The 12,559-nt window shown below is 71.3% G+C and carries 12 protein-coding genes and 1 pseudogene; 4 read left to right on the top strand and 9 right to left on the bottom strand.

Annotated features, from left to right (window positions below; translation table 11 throughout):
* The 4 genes and pseudogenes from HV826_RS34535 to HV826_RS34550 all read right to left on the bottom strand — a co-directional run.
* Nucleotides 1–623, bottom strand: a pseudogene (locus HV826_RS34535) (FrgA protein); the annotation flags it as partial.
* 52 nt (nucleotides 624–675) lie between these two features.
* Nucleotides 676–2,124, bottom strand: coding sequence for an RDD family protein (locus HV826_RS37935; protein WP_303623450.1), 1,449 nt, complete (start codon nucleotides 2,122–2,124; stop codon nucleotides 676–678).
* A 191-nt stretch (nucleotides 2,125–2,315) separates the two neighbouring features.
* A complete protein-coding gene (locus tag HV826_RS34545; RefSeq protein WP_163784503.1) occupies nucleotides 2,316–2,582 on the bottom strand; it encodes a GlsB/YeaQ/YmgE family stress response membrane protein in 267 nt (88 codons plus the stop codon).
* Nucleotides 2,583–2,690: 108 nt separating this feature from the next.
* On the bottom strand, nucleotides 2,691–3,425 hold the full coding sequence (locus HV826_RS34550; protein ID WP_176421282.1) for a 16S rRNA (uracil(1498)-N(3))-methyltransferase: 735 nt from the start codon (nucleotides 3,423–3,425) through the stop codon (nucleotides 2,691–2,693).
* A gap of 188 nt (nucleotides 3,426–3,613) precedes the next feature.
* Between HV826_RS34550 and HV826_RS34555 the strand changes: the two genes are divergently transcribed.
* Complete coding sequence (locus HV826_RS34555) at nucleotides 3,614–4,903, top strand: adenylate/guanylate cyclase domain-containing protein (RefSeq protein WP_217918894.1); 1,290 nt, start codon at nucleotides 3,614–3,616, stop codon at nucleotides 4,901–4,903.
* Between the two features lie 22 nt (nucleotides 4,904–4,925).
* Here the strand turns inward: HV826_RS34555 and HV826_RS34560 are convergent, their stop codons facing one another.
* From HV826_RS34560 to HV826_RS34570, 3 genes are all read right to left on the bottom strand, one after another.
* Nucleotides 4,926–5,441 carry an Mpo1-like protein gene (locus tag HV826_RS34560; protein ID WP_176421284.1) on the bottom strand — a complete coding sequence of 172 codons (516 nt, stop codon included), beginning with the start codon at nucleotides 5,439–5,441 and terminating at the stop codon, nucleotides 4,926–4,928.
* A gap of 9 nt (nucleotides 5,442–5,450) precedes the next feature.
* Nucleotides 5,451–5,942, bottom strand: coding sequence for a DUF962 domain-containing protein (locus tag HV826_RS34565; protein ID WP_176421285.1), 492 nt, complete (start codon nucleotides 5,940–5,942; stop codon nucleotides 5,451–5,453).
* A gap of 107 nt (nucleotides 5,943–6,049) precedes the next feature.
* Nucleotides 6,050–7,096: an AraC family transcriptional regulator gene (locus HV826_RS34570; RefSeq protein WP_176421286.1), complete on the bottom strand. Its 1,047-nt coding sequence runs from the start codon at nucleotides 7,094–7,096 to the stop codon at nucleotides 6,050–6,052.
* An 86-nt stretch (nucleotides 7,097–7,182) separates the two neighbouring features.
* Here HV826_RS34570 and HV826_RS34575 point away from each other — a divergent pair, with 86 nt between their 5' ends.
* Nucleotides 7,183–8,304 carry a metal-dependent hydrolase gene (locus tag HV826_RS34575; RefSeq protein ID WP_176421287.1) on the top strand — a complete coding sequence of 374 codons (1,122 nt, stop codon included), beginning with the start codon at nucleotides 7,183–7,185 and terminating at the stop codon, nucleotides 8,302–8,304.
* 51 nt (nucleotides 8,305–8,355) lie between these two features.
* On the opposite strand, the gene HV826_RS34580 is transcribed toward HV826_RS34575, so the two are convergent.
* Nucleotides 8,356–9,222 (bottom strand): 50S ribosomal protein L11 methyltransferase, encoded by an 867-nt coding sequence (locus HV826_RS34580; RefSeq protein WP_176421288.1) that lies wholly within the window; start codon nucleotides 9,220–9,222, stop codon nucleotides 8,356–8,358.
* A gap of 40 nt (nucleotides 9,223–9,262) precedes the next feature.
* On the opposite strand from HV826_RS34580, the gene HV826_RS37710 reads away from it, so the two are divergent.
* Nucleotides 9,263–9,628, top strand: coding sequence for a hypothetical protein (locus tag HV826_RS37710; RefSeq protein WP_368671058.1), 366 nt, complete (start codon nucleotides 9,263–9,265; stop codon nucleotides 9,626–9,628).
* Nucleotides 9,625–10,536 (top strand): hypothetical protein, encoded by a 912-nt coding sequence (locus HV826_RS34585; RefSeq protein ID WP_255217554.1) that lies wholly within the window; start codon nucleotides 9,625–9,627, stop codon nucleotides 10,534–10,536. The genes HV826_RS37710 and HV826_RS34585 overlap by 4 nt, the downstream gene beginning before the upstream one ends.
* 32 nt (nucleotides 10,537–10,568) lie before the next feature.
* Here the strand turns inward: HV826_RS34585 and HV826_RS34590 are convergent.
* The coding region (locus HV826_RS34590) for a pitrilysin family protein (protein ID WP_176421290.1) at nucleotides 10,569–12,559 on the bottom strand (1,991 nt) is incomplete at its 5' end.

The raw sequence follows: 12,559 nt of genomic DNA on the forward strand, positions 1-12,559 counted from the left end.
GGACGAGGCGCCGCGGCCTGGGGCGCGGCGCTGGCCTCCACGGCGAGGGGCTCCTGCGCGACGGAGCGAGCCAGCCGCTCCACCATGTCCGCGGTGAGCGACTCCTCTTCCAGGGCGGCGGCGGGCGGCGGCGGGGGCAGGGCCGCCTGGGCTTCTGGATCCAACGCCGCCGCGAGCTTCGCGAAGCGCGGGGCCAGGGGCTGGCGGTAGATGGTGGAGACCCACTCGCGAACGCGCACCTCGGTGGCCACCCAGAGCTCGAGCGGCTTGCCCAGGAGGAAGCCGACCTCGTCGAGCTCCTTCTTGGGCACCGGGTAGCCGCTGGCGACGTGCAGCGTGTTGCCGTCCAGGGACAGGGGGACGACGCACAGGCGCTCGGCGATTTTGGGCGGGATGAAGGAGGCGACTTCGGGATTGGGCTCGAAGTCCATCAGGTTCACCGGCATGAAGCCGGAGACCTCTCCGAGCATCGCGAGCACGTCCGCCTCGCTGGCGACGCCGTGCTCCAACAGCACGGAGTCCACCTGCCCGCCCAGGGTCTGGTGCTGACGCAGCACCTCCCCCGCCTTCTCCTGCGTGAGAAGCATGCGTGAGACGAGGAACTGGGCGAGACGGGCGGGCATGTAGGACGCGGCATCTTACGGCCACGGCCGCAAGGCACAATGAGCCGGTGGTTCAGCTCGGTTGAACGACGAAGGTGGACGTCAGCTTGTCATGAAGCGTCTGCCCGCGCCGGTCGAAAAGCGCCATCCAGAAGCCACCGAGAAAGAAGACGAAGGACACGCTGGAAAGCAGGGCGCGCACGATGGCCCGACCCGGTGCCGGGGCGAGCCCATGTGTGTCCACCAGCCGCAGACCCAGGAGCAGCCGTCCGAGGGTCCGGCCGTTCCAGAGGAAGGCCGCCACCGCGCAGTACACGAGCGCGAGCACCAGCACGAGGAAAAACCCAGGCAGGAGGATGGTCTGGAGCGCGCGCAGCCAGGCCACGAAGGCATCGAACCCCGTCAGCCCCGCTTCCGGTGTCTTCAGCCCCGTCACGGACGAGGCCAGGGTGATGTAGAGCGCCGCCACCCCGGCGATGGCCGCCGTGTCGACGGAGAAGGAGAGCAGCCGCCGCCACAGGGAGGCCGGGCGGGCGCGCACTTCCGTGACGCCCGAGGCGGACTTGACCTGGGCCTTGGACGGAGGCGCCTTGATGGCCTCGGAGCGAGCCACTCCCACGGACACGCCGGGGAGGAGCGGCTCCATGTGCGGCAGGGCCGAGGGCGCCGTGGACGGGGGCTCCATCGACGGGAGACCCGTGGAGGCGGCCTCCGCGTGCTCCATGCGAGGCAGTCCGGAAGTGGACGCGACGGGAGGTGCCGCCTGCTCCATGCGGGGCAGGCCGACGGGCGCAATCGCCGGAGCCGCCAGCTGTGTCGGGGCCTGCGGACGCGGCGCTGGCGCCACCGGCGGCGTTCCGTAGGCCGGCGTCATGGGGGAACCCGTCGCCGGCTGGGGCTGGGCGGCGCGCGGCACGGCGACACCTGCACCCGGCGGCGGGGCGTGAGGCAGTGCGACGCCGGGCTGAGCGGCGCGGGGCGCGGCCTGCTGAGACGTGTCGGCTCCGGGCTGCGCGGGACGAGGCGCGGCGGCACCGGGCTGCGCTGCGTGAGGAGCGGCCTGCCGAGGCGCGGCGGCACCGGGCGGAGCCGCGTGAGGAGCGGCCTGCCGAGGCGTGGCGGCACCGGGCGGAGCCGCGTGCGGAGCGGCCTGCCGAGGCGCGGCGGCGGCACCGGGCTGCGCCGCGTGAGGCGCGGCCTGCTGAGGCGCGGCACCCGGCTGCGCGGCGCGGAGGGCGGCGGCTCCCGGCTGTTGCAGCGGCCGGGGCGTGGCGGCGGGCTGCGCCGCGCGAGGCATGGCGGGGCCCGGCAGCAGCGTGGACAGGGGGGCAACGGAAGGGGGCGGCGGCGCATGCTGCGCCAGGTCGGCGAACGCGGGGGTGCCCGGGAGCGTCGACAGCTCTTCCGCGCGTTGCTCCGTGCGGCGGTCGATGCGGATGTCGCGATTGAGGAGGCTGGGCAATCCGGATGAGCGGACAGTGACGGTGTCGCAGGCCGCGCACTCACCCACGGGTGGAAGCATGGCACCGCACTTCAAGCACTTGGACAACGGACTCCTCCCGGCTGGACGACTGCTACATGAAAAGACAGCCATGAGCCGGGGGCAAGAAAAGTGCGAGCCCCCGAGGTCCCTCGCTCGAAGGACCGTCAGGGGCTCATCACCGTTTCATGCGCGTGTCCCTCGAGGGACCTCGCGTGGAGCGTCCTTCACTCTCAGGCATGTACCCGTCGCCGTCCGGCTGCGCCCACCAGCAGGAGCACGACGATTGCGCCGATCACCGACATGATGATGCCCGCGGGCCGCAGGTCGAAGAGCCGGCCATCGCGCTGGAACAGCGAACCGACAAGGCCGCCCACGAGCGAGCCGACCATGCCGAGCAAGGTCGTCGCGACCAGCCCCATGCTCTGCTTCCCGGGGAGGATGGCGCGGGCGATGAGACCCGCGATGAGGCCGATGACGATGAATGCGATGATCCCCATGAGTGTCTCTCCTGTTCGAGGGACCCCTGAAGTCCCTTACGGCAGAAACCTAGGAATCATCTTCGGACAGTGTGAACTGCCCACCTCGTGCGGTCGGCTGCCCCCCTGCTATCCGAGTTCGCCGTCCAGGTGCATCATCACCGCCAGCGCCGCGAGCGCCGCCGTCTCGGTACGGAGGATGCGCTTGCCCAGGGTGACCGGCCGCGCGCCCAGGGCCTTCAAGGCCTCCACTTCTTCACGCGCGAGCCCCCCTTCGGGGCCAATCACCAGCGCCACGGCGGTGCCCGCGCCCGCGGCCCGGAACGCTTCGCCCAAGGGCACGGACGACTCCTCCTCGTCGAGCACGAGCAGGGTGGTGCCCGTGGGCAGCGAGCGGGCCGCCTCCACCAGTGGAGCGGGCGTGGCCACGCGTGGCACGTCGTCCCTGCGGCACTGCCGCGCGGCCTCCTCGACAATCTTGGTCCACCGGGAGGTGCGCTCCTCCGCGCGCTTGGGCTCGAGCTTCACGACACTCCTCGCCGTGGCCACGGGGTGGAAGGCGGTGGCGCCCAGCTCGGTGCCTTTCTGGAGCACCAGCTCCAGCTTGTCGCCCTTGGGCAGGCCCTGAAGGATGCTGACCTCGCGGCGCGGGGGGGCCACGCGCGCGGTGCCCAATGTCACGCGCACGACCTCCGGCGTGACGTGGGCCACGCGGGCCTCGAAGGCCCGGCCCTTCCCGTCGAAGACCTCCAGCGCGTCGCCTTCCTCCAGCCGCAGGACATGCAGGAGGTAGTGACGGCGCTCGCCGGTCAGCGCCACTTCGGCGGGAGCGGGCTCGGGCAACGGGGCGAAGAGGCGGACCAAGGCGAGTTCTCCAGCGCGCGGGGGGCTGGACTCTGACCCTGGGGGCCACCGACTTCAAGGTGTCAGGACGACGGACCGTTGCTCCGGACGCGTCCTGGCAGGCGCAAAAGATGCGCTGACCGCGGAAGCCCAGTGCGCTCGCTGTTCGAGGGGGAGTTGAGGCACGATGGCGAGCAGTGCTCGTCACCATGCGCCGCAGCGAGAAAGCCTCATCACACTCCAACGAAGAGGTGGTGCTGGCGACCAGCTCGCTTCAGGGCGAGCGCCGCGTGGCGGTCGTCCGCGTCCTGGTGGTGGCGCTGATGGCGGTCAGCCAGGGCGTCATCGCCTGGGGCGGCGGGGAGACGTACTCGGCGCCGGTGGACGGCGTGCGCCTGCAGGCGATGGCCGCGTACGTGCTCTTCTCCGTCGTCGCCATCGTCGTGTTGCTGCTCCAGAAGCCGCACCCGAACCGGGCCCGGTGGTTGCCCGTGCCCACGACGCTGGCGGACACCAGCTTCTTCTCCTTCATGGCGTGGCACACCTGGCGCATCTCCGGCGTCTTCGATGCAGGCATGTTGTGCGCCAGCCTGGGCATGGTGCTGGCGTTCTCCGTGGTGCGTTACTCGTGGTGGCATGTGCTGCTGTCCACGGTGCTGTCCAGCGGCGCCTACGCGCTGCTCGCGTGGATGACGGGGCACGGCTCGGTGGCGCGCACCAGCTTCGTCCTCATCTGCTACGCGGCCCTGGGGGCGCTCATCGCGCTGACGAACTCGGACGTGGGCGGCATGTTCCTCAACCTGCGCCGCCGCGACGGCCTGTCCCGCTTCCTGCCCCGGCAGGTGGTGGAGCGGGTGATGCAGTTGGGGGATGACTCCCTCCAGCCGGTGCAGCGCGACGTCACCATCCTCTTCAGCGACATCCGCGACTTCACCACGCTGAGCGAGACGCTGGACCCGGGCCAGGTGCTGGCGTTGCTGGACGACTACTTCGGGCACATGGCCCACATCGTCATGGCGCGCCACGGCATCGTGAACAAGTTCCTGGGCGACGGGATGCTCGCGTGCTGGGGCGTTCCGGATGCGCGCGAGGACCACGCGGAGCTGGCCATGCGGGCGGCGCTCGACATGCGCGCCAAGCTGGAGGACATCAATGACCAGCGCGCACAGCGAGGACTGCCTCCGCTGCGCATTGGCATCGGCTTGCACACCGGCGTGGTGGCGGCGGGCATGCTCGGCGGCGCCGAGCAGCACGAGTACACCGTCATCGGTGACGCGGTGAATCTGGCGTCTCGCGTGGAGGGCCTCACCAAGTCACATGGCGTGGACATCCTGGTGAGCGAGCGGACGTGGCAGAAGAGCGGCGGACACTTCGTGGGCGAGCGCCTGGGCGAAGCGCATGTGAAGGGCCGGCGGGAGTCCGTGGTCGTCTACTCTCTGCATGGCCCGCGCCCCTCTGGAGACGTACCGCCCGTGCTCAAGGCCGCGGCGGGCACGTAGCGCCTCGTCGCGGATTGGGCGCTCAGGCGGGCTGTGACTCGCCGGGGCCCGTCGTCACCTCGGCCCGCAGCGCATGCTTCAGGCCCACGGAGAACAGGGCCACCGTGAGCAGGTAGACGGGCTCGATGAAGAAGAGCAGGGGCCCGCCCAGGGACAGGCCATGCGTCTTCTTCTCGAAGACGACGTGCGCGCCGACGACCAGCGCGAAGCGCACGGCCATGACGCCCACCGCCACCGCGGCGGCGGTGCCCGCCGGAAACCGCGCGACGACGGCCTCCGCGGCGAGCAGCGTGGGCACCAGGGGCAGCGCCATCAGCAGCCCCGCCGTCCACTCCAAGGAGACGGCGTAGAGGACCACCGCCAGCAGCAGCAGGTGGGCTGCCGTGAGCGTCACGTCGCCCACGGGCAGCCGGACGAAGCTGAGCGGGACGAGCCACGCGAAGATGAACATGTAGGCCCCCACGAAGTGCGCGGCGCGGCTGACGCCGTTCTCATGCAGGGGCAACCAGACGCGCAGCTTGTCGGCGAAGCTCGTCATGGCGTGGGACTACGCGCGGACCGGCGTGGTGGCGGACTGCTGTTGCGGCTTGAGGACGTAGTCCCCCAGGAGCACCGCGACGAAGAAGAGCGGACCCACCAGCGCGTGCACCAGGTTGGTGAGGAAGGAAGGCGACTTCTTCTCCCACACGCTGTGCCCGGCCAGCTGCACCAGCCACGCGAACGCGGCCACGGCCACCACGCTCCACGTGGGCATCAGCCGGCCCACCGGGAAGCACGCGGCCATGAAGAGCACCACGAGGATGCCCAGCTTCACGTCGGCGCGCAGGTACCAGACGCTGGCCAGCGCCAACACCACCATGCCCAGCGTCAGCGAGCCGCCCGGAATCGCGGGCACCGCCAGCAGGTGCACCCAGTCCAGCATCGCGACGATGTGGAGCACGATGAGCGGGATGGCGATTTTGTGCGTCAGCCGGTTCGTCGGGTGCTGATGCGAGGAGTAGTATTCGTCGAAGAGGGCGACCACATGAGGCTTGAGCATGCGTCCTCCGGAAGCAAAGGGGTGTGGATGCTCCGCAGCGTAGGGGAAGTGGCGCCGGGTTTCCTGGCCGCGGACGCCAATCTCCTGGCCGGACACGCCACCCGGGCTCAGCCCGCTGCGGGCCGTTCGCGCCAGACGCGGGGCGTCATGCCCGTCCACCGCTTGAAGGCGCGGTCGAAGGTGCTCAGCTCCGAGTACCCCAGGAGGAACGCCACCTCGCTGACCCCCAGGTGTGCGTCGCGCAGATAGTCAAAGGCCAGCCCGCGGCGCACTGCGTCGACCTCGTCCTGGAAGGACGTGGCGTGCTCGGCGAGCCGGCGCTGGAGGGTGCGGGGGCTGACGTGGAGTTGCTTCGCCACGTCGCCCATCTGCGGCGCTCCGTCGCGCAGGGAGTCGCGGAGGGCGTCGCGGACCTGCTGCAGGAAGGGGGGCGTGGGCGGCGCCGAGGGCGGCTCGGCGGCGGGGGTGCCGGCGGCGCGCTCCAGGACGGAGAGGAGGACGGGGTCCGCGTCCACCACACGCAGCGCCAGCGTGGCCGCGTCCAGCGTCAGGGCGTTGCGGCCCGCGTCGAACGCCGGGGTGACGCCAAAGTGCTCCTGGAGCGGGCGGAGGTCCGCCGGTGCGGGGTGGGCGAAGGAGACGTGGCGCGGACTCCACGGGTGCTCGGTGAGCTGGCGACCGACATGGACGAAGAGGGCCAGGCCGAACTCGCTGGCGTGGCGGCCATAGGCCAGGGGCTCACCCGGGATGCCGTAGACGAAGGTGCCGCTGCCGTCCGGTGCGTCCTGGAAGGAGGCGCGCCAGGCGGGCTCCAGCAGCGCCATGTACCGGGCCAGCGCGCGGAAGGTGTCCCGGACGGTGGGGGAGGCCCGGGCGATGTACTCCACCAGTCCGTAGTTTCCACGCGGGACTCGCTGCGCCACGTGCAGGCCGAGGAAGGCGTCTCCGGACAGGGCCTCGGCCGCGTCGAGGAAGGCGTGCAGGGTGGCCAGGGGGAGGGTGACTTCGGGCAGTGTGCTCGCGTTGCCGGGCAGCCCGAAGCGCTCCACCAGGGGGGACGGGTCGCGCCCCGTCGCGCGCAGGTAGGCGAGCATCGGCCCCACGAGCTGGGAGCGGACGTCGGTTGGTGGCCGGGAAGGGGGCGGCGTCTCCACGCGGGCGTGACGCTACCGTGTCTCGGGCGCGGGGCCCACCACCCTGGAGAGGCGCCTGCCGGTGCGGGCATGCCTAGAGTGCGGCCATGGACAACCTGGCTCACTCGCTCGTCGGCGCGTGGATGGCGGAGGCGGGGCTGAAGCGCACCACGCCGCTGGCCACCGCGACGCTCGTCATTGGCGCCAACCTGCCGGATGTCGATGCCCTCGTCACCTTCGCGGGTTCGGATGCCTCGCTCTACTGGCGCCGGGGCTGGACCCACGGCGTGCTCGCCCTGTCCCTGTGGCCCTTCGTCCTCACCGGGTTGATGCTGCTCTGGGACAGGTACGTGCGCAGGCGCAGGCACCCGGACCTGCGGCCGGCTCGCTTCGGGCCGTTGCTGGTGCTGTCCACGGTGTCGGTGCTCAGCCACCCCGCACTGGACTGGCTCAACACGTATGGCGTCCGGCTGCTGATGCCCTTTGACGGGACGTGGTTCTACGGCGACGCGCTCTTCATCATCGACCCGTGGGTGTGGTTGCTCGCGGGCGCCGCCGTCATCATGGCGGATGCGCGCACGCGCAGGTCCGCCGCGGGGTGGGTGGTGCTCGGCGTGGCCTCCACCGCGCTCATCATGGTTCCCGCCTTCGTCCCGTGGCCCGCGAAGGTGATGTGGGCCGTGGGTGTGGCCGCCATCGTCTGGTTGCGGCTGCGGGGGACCCACGTCCTCTCCGCGCAGCGCGTGGCGCGGGTCTGCGGCGTGGGCTTGTTGCTCTACCTGGGCGCCATCTTCGTGGGCTCGCAGGTGGCCGCGCCGCGCGCGCTGGAGTGGCTGCGCTCGCAGGACCTCTCCGTGGAGCGCGCGATTGCAGGGCCGCTGCCGGCCAACCCCTTCGTGCGGGACATCATCGCCGTGGGGCCGGACCGCTACCACTTCGTCCGAGCCGACTTCCTGGCGGACGACGCGGGCCGCTTCCAAATCAGTGACGCCAGCGTGCCGCGCGAAGCCCAGCCGGGGCCCGTCATCCAGGCCGCGTTGTCGGCGCCGCAGCTTCGGGGGCTGGCCAACTGGCTGCGTCTGCCCACCTATCAAGTGGAGGAGCGCCCTGATGGATGGCACGTCACCATCCGCGACGTCCGTTACTCCCGGATGCGGAGTGGCGGCCTGGGCACGGCGGTGGTGGTGCTGGACCGTGCGCTGCGGCCTGTCCGGGTCGAACGGCCGTAGCACGCGGGCCGCCGTCCCCGCGCCTGTCACACGGGGACGGCGCCATGCGCTTCAGCGCTTCAGGTCGATGCGCACCCATTCGCCCTGGGTGGCGCCCGTCAGTACGGTGAGGCCCAGGTTGCGGTAGGCGGTCTCCACATCCGCGCGCTGGTGGGCGAGCACACCGGCGAGCACGAGGCGGTCCTTCGTCTTCGCCACAATCAGCGGGGCCAGCTCGATGAGCGTGTTGGCCAGGATGTTGGCGAGCACCAGGTCGAAGGTGCCCTCCACCTGGGTCAGCTCCTTGCCGGAGACCTCGATGTCCGGCGTGCCGTTCTCCGCCTGGTTCTCCTGTGCCAGCTCCACGGAGATCGGGTCGTTGTCGGTGGCCACGGTGCGGCTCGCGCCCAGCTTCTTCGCTGCGATGGCCAGCACGCCCGTGCCGGTGCCCACGTCCAGGACGGAGGCGCCCGGGTGCTCCGCCATGTACGCGTCCACGGCGGCGAGGCACAGGGACGTCGTCGGGTGGTCACCGGTGCCAAAGGCCATCTTCGGCTCAATGACGAGCTGCACGGTGCCCGCGGGCGCGTTCGCCTTGTCCCACGGGGGACCGACCCACAACCTGCCCACATGCACGGACTTGATGAGCGACTTCCATTCGTTGCTCCAGTCCTGCTGGGGCTGCTCATCCAAGGTGAGCTTCGCCTCGGGGAAGGATGCCGCCACTTCGTCCCGGGCGGACTCGGCCGTGTCGCGCTCGTCGAAGTAGCCGATGATGATGGCCTCGCCAGGGTTCGGTCCGCGCACGCCCGGCATGAGAGGCGCTTCGCGATCCCTCACCTCGAGGCCCAGCGCGCCCGACTCGTGGATGAGGTCCTGTACGGCCTCGGACGCTTCCTCGGGCAACTCCACTGTGAGTGACAGATAGGTCTGGGACATGCGGGCCCTTTAATCCCAGCGTGGCTAGCGTGGAAGCACCGTGAGACGCCTCCTTCACTGTTGGCCCCTGGTCTGCCTGATTGCCTGCTCTGGACCGGACGCGCCGGATGCCGCCGTTTGTCGGGATGTCGTCGTCCGGCTGTGCCAGTCGGCGGCGGCCTATTCCTGCGTGGCGGTGCAACTGGACCTGGGGCTGAGCTGCGAGGCCACCCTCCTCCAGCGGACGGGCTGCGAGGACGATGCCTTCACCTTCGCATCTCCTACGCGGGAGCGCGTCCTGGAGTGCCGCGAGGTCCTGCTCAGCCGGGGCACGTCCACGGACCACCCCCCGGCTTGTGCGGACGCGACGCGGTTTCTCACCGGGTGCCCGGACGTCGCGGGCTTCTTCCGGGGGGACCCGCCATGAAGCGTCTGGGGGCGGCGGTGTTGGTGACGGCGGTGGGGTGCGCGCCGCTGGACGTGGAGCGGAGGACGGAGCGCGGGCCGCTCTTGCGGACCTGGTCCCAGGAGAAGGCGCTGAACGAGCGCATCCCCTTCGCCACGACGCAGGTGCAGTGGCCTCGGCTCACCTTGTCGTTCTCCTCGTCGGACATCTGTCGCACCGAGCAGCATGGGGAGTACGCGGAGGACATCATCTCCACGCACGGCAACACGGGCGTGGCGGCGGAGGTGAGTAGCGGCGGCGTCTTCGCGGTGCTGGGCGGGACGTTGCTGGTGGGACGCTCGTTGTTCTCGGACACACCGAACCGCTCCGCCATCGACGAGCACGGCCGTTACGGCGCCTCCAGCCGCGACGTCGCCACGGGGTGGGGCTTGGGGCTGCTCGTTGTCGGCGTACCCGCGGTGGTGGCCGGCATCGTCCAACTCTCCCGCAGCGGCGAGACGCGGGAGACGCGCAAGCGGGCTGAGCTGCTGTCCTTGCGCGAGGTGCCTTGCCAGCCCAAGCGCGTGGACGGCGTGGTGGAGCTGGCGGGAGGGCCGGGCCCGCAGCCTCCGCCCCGGCTCACCCTCAACGGGGCGCTGGTGCTGACGGCGGACGAGATTCAACGGCTGTCCTTTGCCGGCTTGGCGCTGGATGGCACGCCCGTCACGCTGGAAGAAGAGGACCTGGACCGGCTGGAGACCTTCCGCACCTGCGCGACGCTGCTGGCCACGCCGGTGGACCCGCAGGCGCTGGCGGGAGAGGCGCGCTCACGGCCGGACCGGCTCCGGATGAAACGCGAGCTGGCCCGGGGCTGCACGACGCTCCCGGGCGCCCCGGCACAGCCCCTGCTCGAAGCCATCGAAGGCGCCCTCGGGAGCACCGCCCTTTAGGGCGGCGCGTCTTCCCGAGGGACACCGCGTAACTACGGGCCGACGACGGCCATCGCGCTGCGGTCGAAGTTGATGATTCTTCGCGCCACATCCCGCACGTCGTCCGCCGTCACCGCGGCGACGTGGTCCGCGTAGTGGAGGAAGTTCTCCAGGCCCAGGCCGTAGCAGGTGTCCAGCGCCAGCACCGCCGCGCGTGAGCCGTTGCGCTGCAGGCCAATCTCGTGCGTGCCAATGAGGTGCTGCTTGGCGCGCGCCAGCTCCTCGGCGGGGATGGGCTCGTCGCGCACGCGCTCCAGCTCCGCGCGGATGCCGGCCAGCGCCGCGTCCACCTTCTCGGGACTGGTGCCCATGTACGTGGCGAAGTAGCCCGGATCCACGCCTTCAATGGCGAACGAGCTGACGCTGTACGCCATGGAGCGCTTGTCCCGCAGCTCCACGAAGAGCCGCCCTCCCTGGCCGGACAGCACCGTGGAGAGCACCTCCAGCGCGTGCTGCCACGGGTCGCCTACCCGGCCGCCCGGGAAGCCGAGCACCAGGTGCGCCTGGGCCCGCGCCAGCACCTTCTTCGCCTCGCGAGGCCCCTCCAGCGGCGCCTCCAGCGGCACCTTCGGCGGCGGGACCGCCTTGCCGCGCGACGCGCCGAAGTACTCGCGCGCCAGCGCCATCACCTCGTCCACCTTCACGTCACCCACCACGCTGAGCGTCAGCTGCGACGGGTCCATGTGCGCCGCGTGCCACGCGCGCAGCAGCTCCGGCGTCAGCCGCTCCACGGACGCCTGCTCACCCGTGGTGGGCATCCGGTAGGGGTGCGTCTGGTAGATGGTCTTGCTGAACAGGTCGAAGGCCACGCTGGACGGCTTGTCCTCGCGCGTGAGGATGTCCTGGAGCAGCAGCGTGCGCTCGCGGGCGACCTCGGCCTCCGGGAACGAGGGGTTCAGCACGCAGTCCGCGAAGAGGCGGAAGGCCGGCTCGAAGTGGCGCGACAGGAACTCTCCGCGCAGGCCCACCGAGTTGCGTCCGCTCTGGCCCCCCAGGCTGCCCGCGAACGCGTCGATGAGGTCGGAGACCTCCTCCGCGTGGTGCGTCGGCGTCCCCCGCGTGAGGCTGCGGGTGAGCAGCGTGGTGATGCCGTTGTCCTCCGGCGTCTCGTAGCGCAGCCCGCCCGCGAAGGCGGCGCGGATGGCGAACAGCGGCACCGCCGGCTCCACGCGCACGATGATCGTCGCGCCCGACGGCAGCTTCTCCGTGATGATGTCGCTGGGGCCCGAACCCGTGCCCTTCAGGATGCGCACCGGCGAGTCACCCACGGCCACCTTGCGCGGCTTGCGCTCGGGCGGCGCCGCGGCGGGCTCGCGGTCCACGGTGTCCAGCACCTCGTGGACCTGCGCCTCCGTCAGCGGCGTGCCCTCCGGCAGCAGGCCGGTGACGATGGCGCGGTCGAAGCGCAGGTAGCGCTCGGCGGCGGCGCGCAGGTGCTCGGGCGTGAGGTTGCGCACGGCCTCGTAGTAGCGGGCCTCCGCCTCCAGGCTGCCCATGCCGGACTGGTAGAAGCCCATCTTCCGGGCCACGCCCTGCACCGTCTCGCGCTGGTACACGGCCTCCGCCTCCACCAGCGCCTTGGCCGTGGCCAGCTCCTCCGCCGTCACCGGCGTGGCGCGCAGCGTGGCCAGCCCCCGCGCCGTCTCCTCCAGCGCCCGGACGGCGTTGGCGGGCTGGAGCGTCAGCGACGCGGAGAAGATGCCCGGGTCCGAGGGCGTATAGGCGAACGTGTGGATGTCGTTGACCAGGTTGTGGCGGCGCTTCACCTCTCGCGCCAGCCGGGACGCGTCGCCCTGGCCGGCGATCATCGCCAGCACGTCCAGCGCGGGCACGTCTTCGTGGTCCGCCTGGGGAATCCCGAAGGCGAGGTGGAGGTAGGCCTCCTTCACCTCGTCCGGGCGCAGCAGGACGCGCCGGCCCGCGGCCACGGGCTCCGGGGCGCGCGCTACCCGGCCCTCATACGGCCGGCCCCAGTCGCCGCCGA

This window comes from Myxococcus sp. AM010 (genome assembly GCF_013372585.1).
In the GTDB taxonomy this organism is placed as follows: domain Bacteria; phylum Myxococcota; class Myxococcia; order Myxococcales; family Myxococcaceae; genus Myxococcus; species Myxococcus vastator.

Coding starts and splice junctions, on each gene's coding strand:
- HV826_RS37935 (WP_303623450.1), bottom strand. CDS start 2,124: ATGCTTCCACCCGTGGGTGAGTGCGCGGCCTGCGACACCGTCACTGTC.
- HV826_RS34545 (WP_163784503.1), bottom strand. CDS start 2,582: ATGGGGATCATCGCATTCATCGTCATCGGCCTCATCGCGGGTCTCATC.
- HV826_RS34555 (WP_217918894.1), top strand. CDS start 3,614: ATGCGCCGCAGCGAGAAAGCCTCATCACACTCCAACGAAGAGGTGGTG.
- HV826_RS34560 (WP_176421284.1), bottom strand. CDS start 5,441: ATGACGAGCTTCGCCGACAAGCTGCGCGTCTGGTTGCCCCTGCATGAG.
- HV826_RS34565 (WP_176421285.1), bottom strand. CDS start 5,942: ATGCTCAAGCCTCATGTGGTCGCCCTCTTCGACGAATACTACTCCTCG.
- HV826_RS34575 (WP_176421287.1), top strand. CDS start 7,183: ATGGACAACCTGGCTCACTCGCTCGTCGGCGCGTGGATGGCGGAGGCG.
- HV826_RS34580 (WP_176421288.1), bottom strand. CDS start 9,222: ATGTCCCAGACCTATCTGTCACTCACAGTGGAGTTGCCCGAGGAAGCG.
- HV826_RS34585 (WP_255217554.1), top strand. CDS start 9,625: ATGAAGCGTCTGGGGGCGGCGGTGTTGGTGACGGCGGTGGGGTGCGCG.